Annotated in this window: 17 protein-coding genes; 12 read left to right on the top strand and 5 right to left on the bottom strand. The window is 65.3% G+C overall.

Annotation, left to right across the window (positions count from 1 at the left end; genetic code table 11):
• Window positions 1-29: 29 nt before the first annotated feature.
• The 4 genes from XH79_RS32270 to ku form a co-directional block, all read right to left on the bottom strand.
• Window positions 30-194, bottom strand: a complete 165-nt coding sequence (locus XH79_RS32270) for a Flp family type IVb pilin (protein WP_018647793.1) — start codon at window positions 192-194, stop codon at window positions 30-32.
• Window positions 195-391: 197 nt separating this feature from the next.
• Window positions 392-574, bottom strand: a complete 183-nt coding sequence (locus tag XH79_RS32275; RefSeq protein ID WP_212343949.1) for a hypothetical protein — start codon at window positions 572-574, stop codon at window positions 392-394.
• 141 nt (window positions 575-715) lie between these two features.
• Window positions 716-952 carry a hypothetical protein gene (locus XH79_RS32280; RefSeq protein ID WP_271584284.1) on the bottom strand — a complete coding sequence of 79 codons (237 nt, stop codon included), beginning with the start codon at window positions 950-952 and terminating at the stop codon, window positions 716-718.
• A gap of 59 nt (window positions 953-1,011) precedes the next feature.
• On the bottom strand, window positions 1,012-1,995 hold the full coding sequence (gene ku, locus XH79_RS32285; protein WP_271584285.1) for a non-homologous end joining protein Ku: 984 nt from the start codon (window positions 1,993-1,995) through the stop codon (window positions 1,012-1,014).
• Between the two features lie 235 nt (window positions 1,996-2,230).
• On the opposite strand from ku, the gene XH79_RS32290 reads away from it, so the two are divergent.
• From XH79_RS32290 to XH79_RS32345, 12 genes are all read left to right on the top strand, one after another.
• Entirely contained in the window at window positions 2,231-2,386 is a 156-nt protein-coding gene (locus XH79_RS32290) for a hypothetical protein (protein ID WP_018315820.1), read from the top strand.
• 229 nt (window positions 2,387-2,615) lie between these two features.
• Window positions 2,616-3,290, top strand: coding sequence for a response regulator transcription factor (locus XH79_RS32295; RefSeq protein WP_011085905.1), 675 nt, complete (start codon window positions 2,616-2,618; stop codon window positions 3,288-3,290).
• 94 nt (window positions 3,291-3,384) lie between these two features.
• On the top strand, window positions 3,385-4,761 hold the full coding sequence (locus tag XH79_RS32300; protein ID WP_212343957.1) for a sensor histidine kinase: 1,377 nt from the start codon (window positions 3,385-3,387) through the stop codon (window positions 4,759-4,761).
• A 161-nt stretch (window positions 4,762-4,922) separates the two neighbouring features.
• Window positions 4,923-6,323, top strand: coding sequence for a hypothetical protein (locus XH79_RS32305; protein ID WP_271584286.1), 1,401 nt, complete (start codon window positions 4,923-4,925; stop codon window positions 6,321-6,323).
• A gap of 100 nt (window positions 6,324-6,423) precedes the next feature.
• The gene (locus tag XH79_RS32310) at window positions 6,424-6,693 is read left to right on the top strand and encodes a hypothetical protein (RefSeq protein WP_212343960.1); all 270 of its coding nucleotides are present in this window, start codon (window positions 6,424-6,426) and stop codon (window positions 6,691-6,693) included.
• Between the two features lie 132 nt (window positions 6,694-6,825).
• Window positions 6,826-7,941: a c-type cytochrome biogenesis protein CcmI gene (gene ccmI / locus XH79_RS32315; protein ID WP_271584287.1), complete on the top strand. Its 1,116-nt coding sequence runs from the start codon at window positions 6,826-6,828 to the stop codon at window positions 7,939-7,941.
• Window positions 7,942-7,978: 37 nt separating this feature from the next.
• A complete protein-coding gene (ccmE, locus tag XH79_RS32320; protein WP_271584288.1) occupies window positions 7,979-8,488 on the top strand; it encodes a cytochrome c maturation protein CcmE in 510 nt (169 codons plus the stop codon).
• Complete coding sequence (locus tag XH79_RS32325; protein ID WP_271584289.1) at window positions 8,485-10,467, top strand: heme lyase CcmF/NrfE family subunit; 1,983 nt, start codon at window positions 8,485-8,487, stop codon at window positions 10,465-10,467. The genes ccmE and XH79_RS32325 overlap by 4 nt, the downstream gene beginning before the upstream one ends.
• A 4-nt stretch (window positions 10,468-10,471) precedes the next feature.
• On the top strand, window positions 10,472-10,954 hold the full coding sequence (locus tag XH79_RS32330; RefSeq protein WP_271584290.1) for a cytochrome c-type biogenesis protein: 483 nt from the start codon (window positions 10,472-10,474) through the stop codon (window positions 10,952-10,954).
• A gap of 106 nt (window positions 10,955-11,060) precedes the next feature.
• On the top strand, window positions 11,061-12,404 hold the full coding sequence (locus XH79_RS32335) for a methyl-accepting chemotaxis protein (RefSeq protein WP_271584291.1): 1,344 nt from the start codon (window positions 11,061-11,063) through the stop codon (window positions 12,402-12,404).
• 223 nt (window positions 12,405-12,627) lie between these two features.
• On the top strand, window positions 12,628-14,208 hold the full coding sequence (locus XH79_RS32340; RefSeq protein WP_212343969.1) for a Do family serine endopeptidase: 1,581 nt from the start codon (window positions 12,628-12,630) through the stop codon (window positions 14,206-14,208).
• Between the two features lie 282 nt (window positions 14,209-14,490).
• Window positions 14,491-15,171 (top strand): response regulator transcription factor, encoded by a 681-nt coding sequence (locus XH79_RS32345; RefSeq protein WP_080136885.1) that lies wholly within the window; start codon window positions 14,491-14,493, stop codon window positions 15,169-15,171.
• Between the two features lie 56 nt (window positions 15,172-15,227).
• On the opposite strand, the gene XH79_RS32350 is transcribed toward XH79_RS32345, so the two are convergent.
• Window positions 15,228-16,658, bottom strand: coding sequence for a DUF1254 domain-containing protein (locus XH79_RS32350; protein WP_271584292.1), 1,431 nt, complete (start codon window positions 16,656-16,658; stop codon window positions 15,228-15,230).
• Window positions 16,659-16,927: the final 269 nt, after the last annotated feature.

Genomic DNA, 16,927 nt, shown 5'->3' on the forward strand with positions numbered 1-16,927 from the left:
GGGAGGCCGCGCCGGGCCGGATATGCCGCCTACTTCGTGGCGGCGTCGATCGAGTTGAACTTGTTGTTCAGCAGCGCGCTGCCCGTGTTGTTCACGACAGCGACGATCGCGAGCGCGATGCCGGCGGCGATCAGGCAATACTCGATAGCGGTGGCTGCACTTTCATCGGCAAGAAAGGACCTGAGCAAAGCCATCGTCAACTCCTGTTCATCCGTCTAATTTAGGCTGGTGCCGTTTTCGGAATGGTAAATTGATTCAGTAAGTTTTTCGCGGCGCGCGCACGCCAAAGCGCAAGGTCGGATGGTCCCAACCTCCAGCTTTATATGCTGCCATTCCTTGATTTAAGGTTTCGTCACCCGATGCAGGTGCATTCGCCCGTGTCGCCGCTGCCTCAGGATTCGATCCGGCGTCCGGACGCGGCCTTGCCGGGGCGTCTCAGCGCGGCTGCGAGGCGTCCGATCAGATTGCCCATGACGCGCGGCTGCGATTGCGCCGAGCTGTCGGCAAGGCGTTTGTCCTCGGTCGTGTCATTCACGAGACCGATATAGTTCTTGCTGGCATTCTGCCGCTGCATCGTGCGCAAATCCTGCTTCGATCGACGGCGCGACCTTGTCCTCGGCAACGGGAATCGACGGTTAATTTTGTCTTCCGTAGGACTACTTGTCGGCCCGCAAGCGGACCGGAAAGAATGGCGCGGCTTAACGGATTGTTGAGGCTATTTGCGGGGTGCGTCTGCGTGCAGCGCCCGCAACATCGCGATGCGGGCGAACATCATCCAGCCGCCGCCGGTCTCGGCCGCGTTGATCAGGGTCTCGATCGCGGTCTGCCAGTGGCCGGCGTGCTGCGAATCCTCGGGCAGCTGCATGATGTGATCGGCCGCCTCCTGCAGCGTCCGCAGCTTGCGCCCATTGCGCAATGGGATCGGATCGTCGAACGCCGCCGACCAGGGCATGTCAGGCCGGCCGACCGGAGGGGAGGGACATCACGGCGCGATCGAAAGGTCGGGTGCTGCTAGCTGGCCTTCTTCGCCCGTGCCGGCGCGCGCACCGGCTTGTCGGCAGCCTTCTTCGGGGCTTCCTTCGCCGTCTTCGCCGCAGCGTCCTTGCCGCCGTTGCCTGATATCGGCAGCAGCATCTCGCGCTGGCCCTCGACGCGCTTCTTCGGCTTCTTGCCCTTGACGGCCTCCTTGGCGACCTTCGCGGCGGGCGCCGCTTCCTTCTCGCTCGCTAGGCTCTTCTTCAGCGCGTCCATCAGGTTGATGACGTTGCCGCCCGTCTTCGGCGCCGCCTTCGCGGTGATCGGCATGCCGCTGCGCTTCTTGTTGATGAGATCGATCAGCGCGGTCTCGTAGTGATCCTCGAACAGCTCGGGCTCGAACGCGCCGGACTTCTTCTCCACGATGTGCTTTGCAAGGTCGAGCATGTCCTTGGTCAGCTTCACGTCCTGGATGTCGTCGAAGTATTCCTGCTCGCTGCGCACCTCGTAGGGGTAGCGCAGCAGCGTGCCCATCAGGCCGCTCTCGAGCGGCTCCAGCGCGATGATGTGCTCGCGGTTGGTCAGCACCACGCGACCGATCGCGACCTTGTCCATGCTGCGGATGGTCTCGCGGATCACCGCAAAGGCGTCATGGCCGACCTTGCCGTCCGGCACGAGGTAGTAGGGGCGGATCAGGTAGCGGCTGTCGATGTCGGTCCTCGGCACGAACTCGTCGATCTCGATCGTATGCGTTGAATCGAGCGCGATGTCGTCGAGCTCGTCCTTGGTGACCTCGATATAGGTGTCGGTGTCGACCTTGTAGCCCTTGACGATGTCCTCGGACGTGACCTCGTCACCGGTCTCGGCGTCGACCTTGAGGTACTTGATCCGGTGGCCGGTCTTGCGGTTGATCTGGTTGAAGGAGACCTTCTCGGTATCCGAAGTGGCCGGATAGAGCGCGACCGGACAGGTCACGAGCGACAAACGCAGAAAACCCTTCCAATTGGCGCGGGGGGCCATGGGCTACTCCAAACGCAACAGGGGACAGACCTATGAGGATACCATCGGGGAACACCGAATCATACACGGCTCGACGCGGAATCTTGCAACTGCGTTAACCGGTTGCCGGGCGCGTGGTTGCTGCCCGATCGGATGGCAAAAGCCGGAACATCATATCGGATCGGGCGTTGGCTCAGGACACTAGGCTGCGAGGAGGTCGCGGCCACTGGGGCAGCATCCAGAGATTGAGGGCATCATGGCAACCACGCGAGAGCAGCGCCAGATCGTCGAAACTCCGACCGAGGCGCGCCAGGGCGAGCCCGGCCCGTCGGTGGCGGCGCTGCTCGCCATCTCGACCGGACTGGCGATCCTGATCCTCGCCGTCATCTGGTTCGTGTTCTTCCGGACCTGACGGCCCCGACCGGAACGCTCCGGGCCTTCCTGATCGCCGCGTAACGCGGCACATTGCGCCCGCCATGCCGCCGGTTCGTCCGGCCGCGCGGCGGGCGCAGTCGCATTGGTGCACGAGAAATCGTATATGACCAAAAAGTAACGTCGGCGGTTCCCGGCGTTCATATTCAGTTCACGCCGGAATTGCTCATCTGGAGCGGTGTTCATGCGGTCTATTTCTGGAGAGAAGCGTGCGCCTGCTCGTTGTTGAGGACGACCCCGATCTCAATCGCCAGCTCACCAAAGCGCTGACGGACGCCGGTTATGTCGTCGACCGCGCCTTCGACGGGGAGGAGGGACACTATCTCGGCGACAACGAGCCGTACGATGCCGTGGTGCTCGACATCGGCCTGCCGAAGAAGGACGGCATCTCGGTGCTGGAGGCCTGGCGCCGCAACGGGCGCACCATGCCGGTCCTGATCCTGACCGCGCGCGACCGCTGGAGCGACAAGGTGCAGGGCTTCGACGCTGGCGCCGACGACTATGTCGCAAAGCCGTTCCACCTGGAGGAGGTGCTGGCCCGCATCCGCGCGCTGCTGCGCCGCTCCACCGGCCATGCCCAGAGCGAGCTGAGCTGCGGCCCTGTTACCCTCGACACCAGGACTGGCCGGGTCAGCGTGTCGGGCAACCCCGTCAAGATGACGTCGCACGAATATCGGCTTCTGGCCTACCTGATGCACCATTCCGGGCGCGTCGTCTCCCGCACCGAGCTGGTCGAGCATCTCTACGACCAGGATTTTGACCGCGACTCCAATACGATCGAGGTGTTCGTCGGCCGCATCCGCAAGAAGCTCGACGTCGACATCATCCAGACCGTCCGCGGTCTCGGCTATCTCCTGACCCCGCCGCCCGCGCCCGGCGCTTGAGGTCGTCTCGGGCTTGACGGGAGGCCGAACAGGGCCCTTGGTCCGGTCATGACCTCCGACGCCCCGATATCCTGCGCCTGCCGGGACCCTGCCGATGGCTGCTAGCTCACTTGCCAATCGTCTGTTCCTGTCGGCGACGGGGTGGCTCGTGGTGATCCTGGCCATCACCGGCGTGGTGCTGTCGTCGGTCTACAAGAACGCCACCGAGCGCGCCTTCGACCGCCGGCTCAATCTCTATCTGCGCACCCTCATCGCCGAAGTCGCCACTCCGGACGAGCCGCCGGACCGCCAGTTCCAGTCGCTCGGCGAGCCGCTGTTCGAGCTGCCGCTGTCCGGCTGGTACTGGCAGATCACGCGCACCGATACCGAGAAGCCGGAGGTGCGCTCCTCGCGCTCGCTCTGGGACAAGAAGCTGCCGAAGCTTGAGGAGCAGGGCGCCGAGCTCACCGCCGCCGGCATCAGGCTCGGCTATGTCGACGGGCCTGAAGGGCAGAATTTGCGGATGGTGGAGCGGCCGGTCGACCTCGGCGCCGACGGCAAATACCTCGTCAGTGTCGCCGGTGACGACACCGAGATCTTCGACGAGACGCGGAGCTTCGACTACTACCTCGGCGGCACCTTCACCGCTCTCGGCATCGTGCTGCTCCTGACCACGGTGTTCCAGGTCCGCTTCGGCCTCGCGCCGCTCAAGCGCATCTCGGAATCGATCGCCGACATCCGCTCGGGCCGGGCCGAGCGGCTCGAGGGTGAATTCCCGGTCGAGATCGCTCCGCTGGCACGCGAGACCAATGCGCTGATCGACGCCAATCGCGAGATCGTCGAGCGCGCCCGCACCCATGTCGGCAATCTCGCTCACGCCATCAAGACGCCGCTGTCGGTCATCGTCAACGAGGCCGGCGCCCATTCCGCGGAGCCGTTCGCGGCCAAGGTGATGGAGCAGGCGGACGTGATGCGCGACCAGGTCGCCCATCATCTGGAGCGTGCGCGCATCGCGGCGCGCGTCTCGGTCGTTGCCACCGTGACCGAGGTTGCGCCTGCGATCGAGGCGCTGCGGCGGACCATGGAGAAGATCCACCGCGACCGCGGCATCGTGGTCGAGGCCAAGGCCGATCCGTCGGCCAAATTCCGTGGCGAGCGGCAGGACCTCGAGGAGATGGTCGGCAATCTCGTCGACAATGCCTGCAAATGGGCGGCCTCGCGGGTCTTCATCGAGGCGCTGGTCGAGGCGCCGCAGCAGGCGGGCGCGGGCCCGCGGCTGCGGATCATCGTCGATGACGACGGCCGCGGCCTGTCGGAGGCGGAGCGGGCCCAGGTCTCCCGGCGCGGCCAGCGGCTCGACGAATCCAAGCCCGGCTCGGGGCTCGGCCTGTCCATCGTGACCGACCTTGCCGCCCTCTATGGCGGAAGCCTCTCCCTCAGCGGCGCGCCGACCGGGGGCCTGCGGGCCGAACTGGTGCTCCCCGGAATATAATCCTCTGTTCCCAAGGGGTTACTGGGCCCGCGGAGCGCCGATCCGGAGCAAAACGGGGGCATTCGAGCCAACGTCCTCAACGGCTTCTTAAGGCGCTCCCTCCTATGATCGCGCCCGGACGCATCCCATGTCCGCCATTTTACCGTGCATTACCCGGGCGCATGAGCCAGACATCGATCGAGCGGCTGAGGGAATATCTCGCGCAGCTCCCGCCGCAGTCGCAGGCGCTGCTGATGCGGGAGTTCGAGCGCGCGCTCGAGCGCGGCCAGGACACGGCTGTGGCCACCCTCGTGCTCGAGCAGCTGCGCAAGATCGTCCGCAAGACCGAAGCCGACGACGCCCCGCCGCCGCGCACCGACGATCTGTCGCGGCTGCTGTTCCAGGCGCTGGAACCGTTCCTGGTCGAGGCAGGCGCTCCCATCCGGGTCGGCCAGATCCGGCGTTCCTCGCTCCAGCCGATCTGGCAATGGCTCGGCCGTGACGGCGCCCCGGACAAGGTGAACGAATTCGAGGCGGCGCTGGCGCGCATGCCGGCTGACAGTGCGGGGCAGGTCGAGGCTCTTGCCCAGAAGCTCCAGGTCGTCGCCGCGGATGCGATCTTCGCGCTGACCGGTCCCGGTGGTGGTGACAAGTCGCGCGCGCTCGCCCGGGTCGGCCCACCCAGCGTGATCGAGGATCTCTATTCGGTCGGGGCGGTGCTCCAGGTCCGGGAAGCCATCGCCACGCTGAACGAGAAGTTGCCGCGTACCTTGCGCGCCTTCGGCGACCCCCAGATCGCCTCGGTGACCTCGGCGCTCAACATTCCGGTTCTGCAGACGCCGCAGATGCTGCCCTTCGCGCTGTCGATCGTCGTGCAGCGCATGATCGCGCCGTGGCAGATCATTCGCCTCGCCATCAAGATCGCCGCCTCCGACGACGAGATCCGCGTCGCGGCAACGCCTTATGGCGTCGCCGTCACGATCGCCCTGCACGATTTGTCCTGCGTCGCCGCGATCCTGCGCATGGACATCAAGCGCGGCCATTTCGACAACGTCGCCGACAACCTCAAGGCGCTGCACGATGGCGTGCGCGGCCTGCGCACCGAGCTCGATCTGCGCAACGATTCAGTCTGGGGCAAGCAGCTGACCTCGATCCGGGCCGACATCTCCAATGCGCTGCAATCGGAGATCGACAGCGTTCCCGGCCGCGTGCGCCGCATCCTGCGCCAGCGGCCCGAGAAGGACATTCCGCCGGGGGCGCGGATCGACAGCACCGAAGTGGAGGAAACCGCGGCGCTGATCGATTTCGTCGCGACCTGCCGTAATTACGCGAGCGAGCTCGCGATCAACGAGGTGACGCTGCGCACCTATTCCGACCTGCAGCAATATGTCGAACGCTCGACCGAGCAGCTGGTGCAGTCGCTGCGCGCCGCCGATCACAAGGTCCGCATCTATCGCCAGCAACAGGTGCAGGCCGCGATTCGCTTCTGCCAGGTGCTGTTCGGCGATGACTATGCGTCGCTGATGAGCCGCGCTGCGGAGAACGCTGCGACCGGTGAGCGCAAATCGTCGCGCGCGAGCTGATCCAAGCGCATATTTTCGTGATCACAATTTGTGGTTGACGCTGCCGGTGGCGGGCCCTACGGTCGCTGCGCAAGCTTTTGGAATTTCTACCTGTGGGCGCATGAAATCCATTATCAGCTCCATCGAGATCGAGAACCGCGTCATTGTGGCCAAATATCAACGGCTGATGGTCGGCGCGAAGGTCGTGCTCGTCGAGAAGGCGAGCGGCCGGCAACTGCCTGAGACGGTCACCAGGGTTGCTTCTCCGGTTCCGGTCGGCGCGGTGCGCATCAGGTTGCCGGATGCGATTCCGCCGGGAACGTACTTCCTGAAGGCCTTCAACGGTCGCGGCGAGGATGCCGCGCGGAGTGCGGACTTCGAGATCGGCTAAGCCGTTGGGATCTTGACCGTTTCAGGACAGCGCGCGGTCACGCCGGATTGACAATTGTCAATTGCCGCATCGTCCGGCCGTGGTGTAAAGCCACCTGTGGGCGCGGGTGGCGCGCTGCCGGAAGCTTGCCAGATGACGTTATGGTTCGTGTTCGCGCTGATGACGGTCGCGGCGATTTTCGCCGTGCTCTGGCCGCTTGGCCGCAGCGGACGCGCGCAGGATCAGGGCAGTGAGGTCGCGGTCTACAAGGACCAGCTGGCGGAGATCGAGCGTGATCTTGCCGCGGGGTTGATCGCGGCGCCCGAAGCCGAGGCGGCGCGCGTCGAGATCAGCCGCAGGCTGCTCGCCGCGGCCGGAAGCGAGTCCTCGCCGGATCTCAAGTCGGCGCCGAGCCTCAACTGGCGCCGCGCGGCAGCGGTGCTGGCGCTCGTCGGTCTGCCGCTCGTCGCGATCGGCGTCTACATGCCGCTCGGCTCGCCGCGGCTTCAGGACTTTCCGCTGGCGCAGCGGGAACGCGGGGCCGGTTCCGGCATGGCGCGATCGCTTGAGAATCTCGTCGTGCAGGTCGAGCAACATCTGGAAAAGAACCCGACCGATGGGCGCGGCTGGAACGTGCTCGCGCCGGTGCTGCAACGGCTCGGCCGCTTCGACGATGCGGTGCGGGCCTATCGCAACTCGCTCACCTACAATGGCGAGAGCCCGGAGCGCCGGTCCGATCTCGGCGAAGCGATCTCGGCCGCAGCCGGCGGCGTCGTCACCGCCGAGGCCAAGGCCGAGTTCGAGCGTGCGCATGCGCTCGACGCCGATGATCCCAAGGCGAACTACTTCCTCGGGCTCGCGGCCGAGCAGGATGGCCGCAAGGACGATGCCGCCAACATCTGGCGCGCGCTGCTGGCCAAGGCCCCGGCGGATGCACCGTGGCGGCCGCTGGTGCAATCCTCGCTGGCGCGGGTCGGCGGCGGCACGATGCCGGCGCTGTCGGACGAGACCATCGCGGCTTCCAAGGACATGGCCGAAGGCGATCGCAACGCGATGGTGCGCGGCATGGTCGAGCGTCTTGCGACCCGGTTGAAGCAGAACGGCGACGACGTCGAGGGCTGGCTGCGCCTGGTGCGCGCCTATCTGGTGATGGGTGATCGTGACAAGGCGATGGGCGCGTCGACCGACGCCCGCCAAGCGGTCGCCAAGGATGCCGAGCGGCTCCGCCAGCTGAACGAAGGCCTCAAGACTCTCGGGCTCGACGGATGATGATTTCAGAGCGAGACGAGCGGAGAACGGATACGCCATGACGCGCAAGCAGCGACGTATGACCATCATTGGCGGCTCGCTCGCCGTGCTCGCGCTCGCAGCCGCGCTGGTGCTCAATGCCTTGCGCGACTCCATCGTGTTCTTCTCGACCCCGACCATGGTGGCGGAGAAGCACGTCGCGCCCGGCAAGCGGTTTCGTCTCGGCGGCCTGGTGCAGCCCGGCTCGCTCCAGCGCGGCGAAAATCTCGCGGTGACCTTCGAGGTCGCCGACGGCAGCGCAAAACTTCCCGTCGCCTACAAGGGCATTTTGCCCGATCTGTTCCGCGAAGGGCAGGGCGTCGTCGCCGAAGGCGCGCTCGATGCCAATGGCGTGTTCAAGGCCGATACCGTGCTCGCCAAGCATGATGAAACCTACATGCCCAAGGACGTCGCCGATGCCCTGAAGAAGCAGGGACACTGGAAGGACGATTACGGCACCCAGGCTTCCGGTGGCGCCGCGCCCGCGGCGACGACCGCGCAGGGCAACCCGCAGGGAGCAGTTCGTTGATCGCGGAGTCTGGACATTACGCGCTGGTGCTGGCGCTTGGGCTGGCGCTGATCCAGTCCATCGTGCCGCTGATCGGCGCGCGCTTGCACGATACCGCGCTGATGAACGTGGCGCGGTCCACCGCGCTGGCGCAGCTGCTGTTCGTCGGTGCGTCGTTCGTGGCGCTGGTGATGCTGCACGTCAATTCGGACTTCTCCGTCGCCAACGTCTACGAGAATTCCCATTCCATGAAGCCGCTGCTCTACAAGATCACCGGCGTGTGGGGAAACCATGAAGGCTCGATGCTGCTGTGGGTGTCGATCCTCGCGCTGTTCGGCGGGCTCGTCGCAGCGTTCGGCAATAACCTGCCGCTGTCGCTGCGCGCGCATGTGCTCGCCGTGCAGGCCTGGATCGCCAGCGCCTTCTATCTCTTCATCCTGGTGACCTCGAACCCGTTCCTGCGCATCGCCAACCCGCCGATCGAGGGACGCGATCTCAATCCGGTGCTTCAGGACATCGGGCTCGCCGTGCATCCGCCGATGCTCTATCTCGGCTATGTCGGCTTCTCGATCTCGTTCTCCTTCGCCATCGCGGCGCTGATGGAAGGGCGGATCGATGCGGCCTGGGCGCGCTGGGTGCGGCCCTGGACGCTGGTCGCCTGGATCTTCCTGACCCTCGGCATCGCCATGGGCTCCTACTGGGCCTATTACGAGCTCGGCTGGGGCGGCTGGTGGTTCTGGGATCCGGTCGAGAACGCCTCGCTGATGCCGTGGCTCGCCGGCACCGCGCTATTGCATTCGGCGCTGGTGATGGAGAAGCGCAACGCGCTGAAGGTCTGGACCATCCTGCTCTCGATCCTGACCTTCTCGCTGTCGCTGCTCGGCACCTTCCTGGTCCGCTCCGGCGTCATCACCTCCGTGCACGCCTTCGCCACCGATCCGACCCGCGGCGTGTTCATTCTGCTGATCCTGTGCCTGTTCATCGGCGGCAGCCTGTCGCTGTTTGCGGGCCGCGCCACGTCGCTGAAGCAGGGCGGCCTGTTCGCGCCGATCTCGCGCGAGGGCGCGCTGGTGCTGAACAATCTGCTGCTCACGGTCGCCTGCGCGGTGGTGCTGTTCGGCACGCTCTATCCGCTGGCGATGGAGATGCTCGCCGACTTCAAGATGTCGGTCGGCGCGCCCTTCTACAATCTCACCTTTGCTCCGCTGTTTGCCCTGTTGCTGCTCGCCGTGCCGTTCGGGCCGATGCTGGCGTGGAAGCGCGGCGATCTGCTCGGCGTGACGCAGCGTCTGCTTGCAGCGGGCGTCGCAGGCCTTGTCGCAATCGCCATTGCCTGGGGCTGGGCAAATGGCGGCGCTACGCTGGCGCCGCTGGGGATCGGGCTCGGCATCTTCGTCATTGCCGGCGCGGTCACTGATATCGTCGAGCGGACCGGCCTCGTGCGGCTGCCGTTCGCAACGGCGCTGCATCGCGCCCGCGGCCTGCCGCGCTCGGCGTGGGGCACGGCGTTCGCGCATGCCGGCCTCGGCGTCGCGCTGATCGGCATCGTCTGCGAGACCACTTGGAACAGCGAATATATCGCGACCATGAAGCAGAACGAGGTCGCCCACATCGCCGGCTACGACGTGAAGCTCGACGGCCTGTTCCAGCGCCAGGGTCCGAATTACCGAGAGATGATCGCCGAGTTCAACGTCAGCCGCGACGGCGAGATGCTGAGCGTCATGACGCCGTCCAAGCGCAGTTTTACCACGCGTGGCTCCTCCACTACGGAGGCCGCGCTGCTGACGCGCGGCGCGAGCCAGCTCTACATCTCGCTCGGCGACGCCAATGCCGAAGGCGCGATTGCCGTGCGCATCTATCACAAGCCGCTGGTGCTGCTGATCTGGTGGGGGCCGGTGCTGATGGCGTTCGGCGGCGTGCTGTCGCTGTCCGACCGGCGTCTGCGGGTCGGCGCGCCGAAGCCGGCGCGGGCCAAGCAGCGCCTGCAGCCGGCGGAGTGATCCGATGCGCCGGATGATGGCCGCGTTCGTCGCGTTGATGCTGCTGGCTTCGCCCGCGGCGTACGCCGTGCAGCCCGACGAGATCATGTCGGATCCCGTGAAGGAGGGCCGCGCGCGCGAATTGTCGCGCGAGCTGCGCTGCATGGTCTGCCAGAACCAGTCGATCGACGATTCCGATGCGCCGCTGGCGCGCGACCTGCGCCTCCTGGTGCGCGAGCGCATTGCGGCCGGCGACAGCAATTCGCAGGTGCTCGATTTCCTGGTCGCGCGCTACGGCGAGTTCGTGCTGCTCAAGCCGCGCTTCGAGCGCCAGACCATTCTGTTGTGGCTGCTCGCGCCGCTGCTGCTGATCGGCGGCGGCCTGGCGCTGTGGCTGCAAATCCGCCGCCGCGCGCGAAGCGGTGCAGACGTACCGGCTCCGCCGCTCACTGCGGAGGAAGAGGCGCGGCTCGCCGCCCTGATGTCCGATGATGCGAAGTCGTCCTGACCTACGTAATGATACGTAGCCTGTCGGTCGCTGTGCGTTTCATCCTCTATTGACCTTTGTCTGGAAGCTTGTCGCGAGATTCGATTCCAGCCTCTGAGTCCTCGAGATGTTCGCGAACAGCAATTTGACGATCCGCTTCCTGGTTGGCGCCGTCGTCGCTGCATTATTGTTCCTGCTGGGCATCGGCGGCGGCACCGGCTTCATCGCGGTGCTCTATCTCAACAACGAGATCACCAGCCTGTCGTCGGACTTCGCCGCGTTGAGCGGCCCCGCGCGTGACCATGCCATGCAGATCTACCAGCAGGCGCAGACCGCGTTCTCCTGGTTCCTGATCGCCTGCGGCGTGATCGCGGTCATAGCTGTCGCGATCTGCCTCACCACCTGGTTCGCGGTGCGCAACGGCATCCTCAATCCTCTGGCGGCGATCGTGCATGCCATGCGCGAGGTCGCCGACCAGAAGTTCGAGACACAAGTTCCGGGGCTCGGCGGCACCAACGAGATCGGACTGCTTGCCGGCGCGCTCGAGGTGTTCAAGACCAACGGGCTCGAGCGGCGCCGCCTCACCGAACGGCAATTGCATGAGGCACAGCACCAGGCCGAGCGGTCGAAATTCCTGGACGCACGGATCAAGCGCTTCAACGATCTCGTCGCCAGCGTGGTCGACAGCGTGGCCGCGTCGGCCGTGCATCTGAAGCGCAACGCCGAGACGTTGTCGCGGACGGCCAACGACACCAGCACCAAGGCCAATGCGGTGGCGAGCGGCGCGAGCCAGGCCAGCGCCAGCGTGCAGACGGTTGCGGGCTCGGCCGAGGAGATGACGAATTCGATCGGCACGATCAGCCGCCGCGTCACCGATGCGACCCAGCGCGCCGAGGGCGCGGCGTCGCAGGCCGAGAAGAGCCGCGACACCATCCACACCCTGTCGGGCGCCGCCGACAAGATCGGCGAGGTCGTGCAGCTCGTGCAGGCGATCGCCTCGCAGACCAATCTGCTGGCGCTCAACGCCACCATCGAGGCGGCGCGGGCTGGCGAAGCCGGCAAGGGCTTTGCCGTGGTGGCCTCCGAGGTAAAGAATCTGGCGCACCAGACCAGCAAGGCGACGGAGGAGATCACCTCCCATGTCGCCAGCATCCAGGGCATCACCGCGGAGACGCGCGGCGCGATCGACGGCATCGCGAAGACGCTGTCGGAGATCTCGTCGATCATGTCCGGCATCGAGGTCGACACCGCCCAGCAGCGTACCGCGACGCGAGACATCACCCGCAGCGCGCAGGACGCCGCACAGGGAACCCTGGACGTCTCCAATCACATCGCCCAGATCACCTCGACCTCGGCGGAGACCGGGCGCATGGCGGACGAGGCACGGGATTCCGCCGTCGACCTGTCGCAGCAGGCCGAGACGTTGAAGCGTGAAGTCGACGAGTTCATCGTCAGCGTCCGGGCCGGTTAAGGCCGGCCAAGGCCTCGCTCGGCGCCGGTCACGGGAACTCGACTAAGTTCCTGTTGGGCCACGCTTTTCGGCCTGCGCTAAACTGCCGCATCCGCGCCGCCTCTTCATTACGAAAGTTTAACCCCGCCGCCAGCGCACGGTAAGGCGGGAGTCCCCATCTTCAGGTCCGCAAGGTGCCCGACATCCGGCACCAAAAGGAATTCAAGGCCCTGGAGATATCTGCATGACCGATCGTATCGACCTCTCGAACCTCCCGCCCTACCGGCAGCCGCGCCGGTCGGTCTTCTCTGCGCGCAAGCTCGCGCTGATGGCCTCGGTGGTCGCCGGCCTCGGCGCCGCCGTCTACGGCTTCAGCCCGTCGGTGTCGCCGGCCGACCTGTTCTCGAGCCCGGCGCATGCGCAGGTGAACAACGAGGTCCGCAAGGTCGAGCGTCCGGTCGGTTTCGCCGACATCGTCGAGCGCGTGAAGCCGTCGGTGATCTCGGTGAAGGTCAACATCAAGGAGAAGACCGCGAGCAACGATGATGGCGACGACGCACAGTCACCGTTCCAGCCGGGCTCGCCGATGGAGCGCTTCTTCCGCCGCTTCGGCGGTCCGGATGGCATTCCCGGCCTGAAGGGCGGCGGCCGTGGCCGCGTCGTGCAAGGCCAGGGCTCCGGCTTCTTCATCTCGGCTGACGGCTTTGCCGTGACCAACAACCACGTGGTCGACGGCGCCGACAAGGTCGAGGTCACCACCGATGATGGCAAGACCTACACCGCCAAGGTGATCGGCACCGACCAGCGCACCGACCTCGCTTTGATCAAGGTCGAGGGCAGCTCCAATTTCCCGTTCGCCAAGCTTGCCGACGCCAAGCCGCGGATCGGCGACTGGGTGCTCGCGGTCGGCAATCCCTTCGGTCTCGGCGGCACTGTCACCGCCGGCATCGTCTCGGCCAGCGGCCGCGACATCGGCAACGGCCCGTATGACGACTTCATCCAGATCGACGCGCCCGTGAACAAGGGCAATTCCGGCGGTCCGGCCTTCGACACCAACGGCGAAGTCATGGGCGTCAACACCGCGATCTACTCGCCCTCCGGCGGCAGCGTCGGCATCGCGTTCTCGATTCCGGCCAACACCGTCAAGAGCGTGGTGGCCCAGCTCAAGGACAAGGGCTCGGTCAGCCGCGGCTGGATCGGCGTGCAGATTCAGCCCGTCACGTCCGACATCGCCGACAGCCTCGGCATGAAGAAGGCCGAAGGCGCGCTGGTGGCGGAGCCGCAGGCGAACGGTCCGGCGGCGAAGGCCGGCATCGAATCCGGCGACGTGATCACCGCGGTCAACGGTGAATCGGTCAAGGATGCCCGCGAGCTCGCCCGCACCATCGGCGGCATGGCGCCCGGCGCGACCGTGAAGCTCAACGTGCTGCACAAGGGCCAGGACAAGGTCGTGAATCTCACCCTCGGCCAGCTGCCGAACACCGTCGAGGCCAAGGCCGACCTCGACAAGGACAGCGGCAAGGGTGCGAACAAGGGCACCGACGTGCCGAAGCTCGGCATGACCGTTGCGCCCGCGAATTCCGTGGCCGGCGCCGGCAAGGAAGGCGTCGTGGTCACCGAAGTCGATCCGAAGAGCGCCGCGGCCGAACGCGGCTTCAAGGAAGGCGACGTGATTCTCGAGGTCGGCGGCAAGAGCGTGGCCACCGCCGGCGAAGTCCGTGACGCCATCAACGCGGCGCGGACCGACAACAAGAACAGCGTCCTGATGCGCGTGAAGAGCGGCGGCCAGTCGCGCTTCGTCGCGATCCCCCTCGCCAAGGGGTAAGCCTCAGGAGGCCCAGGAAACCAAGTGATGAAGGGTGTCGTCGGCATCAGTCGCCCCCGCCGCCGGCGCCCTTCGGGGGAGCAGCGTAAACTTCGCTTCCCCAGCCTACCTTCCGGTGGAATTACGCCCCCCTCCGTCGGAAGGCATAGGGCGGTGAGGTCCCCCCAGCTTCACCGCCCGCCCTTTTTCTCGCTTCGACACTCTCCCGCTCGGCTTGCATGCGATTGCCGCTCGCGCCATGTTTAGAGAAGGTTGACCTCCTTGACCGCCGCCGAACGCACGATGCGCCTCCTCATCATTGAAGACGATCGCGAATCCGCCGACTACCTCGTGAAGGCGTTCCGCGAGGTCGGACACATTGCCGACCACGCCGCGGACGGCGAGGAAGGCCTCGCCATGGCCGAGAACGGCGACTATGACGTTCTGGTGGTCGACCGCATGCTGCCCAAGCGCGACGGCCTGTCGCTGATCGGTGCGCTACGCGACAAGGACAACGCGACGCCGGTGCTGATCCTTTCCGCGCTCGGACAGGTCGACGACCGCATCAAGGGCCTGCGCGCCGGCGGCGACGACTATCTGCCAAAACCCTATTCCTTCGCCGAGCTGCTCGCCCGGGTCGAGGTGCTGTCGCGCCGCCGCGGCGGCCCCGCCGAGGACACGCTCTATCGCGTCGGCGATCTCGAGCTCGACCGTCTCTCCCATCGCGTCGCCCGCGGCAAGGACGAGCTGACGCTGCAGCCGCGCGAATTCCGCCTGCTCGAATACCTCATGAAGCATGCCGGCCAGGTGGTGACCCGCACCATGCTCCTGGAGAACGTCTGGGACTATCATTTCGATCCGCAGACCAACGTGATCGACGTGCACATTTCGCGGCTGCGCTCCAAGATCGACAAGGGCTTCGATCGGCCGCTGCTGCACACGATCCGCGGCGCCGGGTACATGATCCGGGACGGCATTCGGTAGAGACGCCGGCGCCTCCAAGGTCCTCCAACTAGACCTTGCCGCGTCGGCGTCTATCGTCACTTCCGGCCAACGGTGTCACTATCGATCCGGTTGATGGCCGGGGGATTCCACACGCCTGTCAGCGCGTCCGACTTCGGCGCATAGAGACGCATGGTGAGGTTGAACGGACCTTTGGGTGCGGGTAGCCAGTTGACTTCGCGATCGCTGCCGGGATTTTCATTCTGGAAATAGAGCGTCAGCGAGCCGTCGGCGTCGCGCTTGAACGGCATCCAGCTGCTTACCGCAAAGCGATTGACTGGATTGGCGACCTGGAAGCCTTCGTTGTCATACAGGGTGATCGACCAGAATGCATCGACCGGTGGCAGTCCGTCTTTGGCAAAGCGGATGATGTATTTGTTTGCGCCGTCGAGCGGCTTGCCGTTTTCATCGCCAACGCTACCCGGGTAGATCGCATCCTCCGGCAGATTGGCACCGAGTCCGACTTGGGCGACGATCGCGCGCTTCAAATAATAGGTCCCGTAAACGCCCATCGTGTCTGTGTTCATGGACCAGTTGTTTGCGACGCGCGCCAATGTCGGGACTTTCCATGCCATCAGCTTTTGCGCCTGCGCCGGTGCGCCGTCGATGGCTTTCCGTACCGTTGCGTCAACCTTGGCTATGTCGAAGCTCTTGCCCTGCTCGAAACCGATCCGCTTCATGCGCGCGAGGATCGGCTCATCGGTGATGTGTGGCGGGTTGATCTTGAGCAACTCCGCGGCATAAGCGAAGAACTTATCCCCCGCCATCGTGTCGACTTGCGTCTTCGGCGGCGTTTTGACGTCGACGCTGGGATCGATGGTTTGTGTAACGGCGACCGGGGGCTTGCCCCATCCAGACAGCGGCGTGATCTTGTAGCCCTTCTGCACCTCGTGAACTGCGGCATAGTCGGCGGGTCCATCGGTCTTGGTGCGACCGATGACCCAGACATGGGGCGTCGGCGCATTGATGCGCGTGAAGCCCGCCGGCACGTCTCCATTCCAGCCCGGCGGCACGACCAGGAAATTGGCCGCTTTGGTGCCTGTCGTGCGCATTCCCGGCGATGCAAACACATCGGACCACATGTCGAGCATCGGCAGTAGGTAATAGCGGCCACCGGTATCAGGAACCGAAACGACCATGGGCTCCTGCGTCAGGTCTAGCCAGGCGCTCGAATACAACGTGTCGAAATTGGGCCGCACCACTGCCCTCATGTCCGCGGTCGGGTAGGCCTGGATATTGTCGAACGTGTTGGGCGGGCCGCCGATTCCGCCGGCTTTGGGATCGGAATTGATGAGCTGCTTGCGTGTCACGTCCATCGTCACGAGCGGATAGAAATAGACATACGCTTCCGCGGCGATGACCTGTGCCTCGTCGGCAGAAATTGATTGAGCCGCGCTCGGCACCGATGTCGGGACCATGAAAATCAGGCCCGACAAGACCGCAGCCAGCGATGACAAATGCTTCGTCATGATCTTCCTCCTGGTTACCCCTGCAGTGGCGAGCAATTGCTTTCCTGCGGCGGAATATGTTCCCCATTTCCTTCAAGGACGGAGAAGGGACAGTGGACGAGCCAGCCAAGAAGCGAAGCGCCGCGGTCTGGTTGATCTACATCAATGGACGCCCGCGAAGGGTCAAAAACGGGGATCAAGCAATCCGCCGTCCCAAGGTCGGCTCCAGCTCCGAAAGCAGACCCAGGCAGCCCGCGAGATTGCACAGAATTAAGTAGAGAGGGGCCCCT

The organism is Bradyrhizobium sp. CCBAU 45389 (genome assembly GCF_028128625.1).
Classification (GTDB): Bacteria; Pseudomonadota; Alphaproteobacteria; order Rhizobiales; family Xanthobacteraceae; genus Bradyrhizobium; species Bradyrhizobium liaoningense_B.

Coding starts and splice junctions, on each gene's coding strand:
- XH79_RS32335 (WP_271584291.1), top strand. CDS start 11,061: ATGTTCGCGAACAGCAATTTGACGATCCGCTTCCTGGTTGGCGCCGTC.
- XH79_RS32310 (WP_212343960.1), top strand. CDS start 6,424: ATGAAATCCATTATCAGCTCCATCGAGATCGAGAACCGCGTCATTGTG.
- XH79_RS32350 (WP_271584292.1), bottom strand. CDS start 16,658: ATGACGAAGCATTTGTCATCGCTGGCTGCGGTCTTGTCGGGCCTGATT.
- XH79_RS32270 (WP_018647793.1), bottom strand. CDS start 194: ATGGCTTTGCTCAGGTCCTTTCTTGCCGATGAAAGTGCAGCCACCGCT.
- XH79_RS32275 (WP_212343949.1), bottom strand. CDS start 574: ATGCAGCGGCAGAATGCCAGCAAGAACTATATCGGTCTCGTGAATGAC.
- ku (WP_271584285.1), bottom strand. CDS start 1,995: ATGGCCCCCCGCGCCAATTGGAAGGGTTTTCTGCGTTTGTCGCTCGTG.
- ccmI (WP_271584287.1), top strand. CDS start 6,826: ATGACGTTATGGTTCGTGTTCGCGCTGATGACGGTCGCGGCGATTTTC.
- XH79_RS32280 (WP_271584284.1), bottom strand. CDS start 952: ATGCCCTGGTCGGCGGCGTTCGACGATCCGATCCCATTGCGCAATGGG.
- XH79_RS32340 (WP_212343969.1), top strand. CDS start 12,628: ATGACCGATCGTATCGACCTCTCGAACCTCCCGCCCTACCGGCAGCCG.
- XH79_RS32305 (WP_271584286.1), top strand. CDS start 4,923: ATGAGCCAGACATCGATCGAGCGGCTGAGGGAATATCTCGCGCAGCTC.
- XH79_RS32330 (WP_271584290.1), top strand. CDS start 10,472: ATGCGCCGGATGATGGCCGCGTTCGTCGCGTTGATGCTGCTGGCTTCG.
- XH79_RS32300 (WP_212343957.1), top strand. CDS start 3,385: ATGGCTGCTAGCTCACTTGCCAATCGTCTGTTCCTGTCGGCGACGGGG.
- XH79_RS32290 (WP_018315820.1), top strand. CDS start 2,231: ATGGCAACCACGCGAGAGCAGCGCCAGATCGTCGAAACTCCGACCGAG.
- XH79_RS32345 (WP_080136885.1), top strand. CDS start 14,491: ATGCGCCTCCTCATCATTGAAGACGATCGCGAATCCGCCGACTACCTC.
- ccmE (WP_271584288.1), top strand. CDS start 7,979: ATGACGCGCAAGCAGCGACGTATGACCATCATTGGCGGCTCGCTCGCC.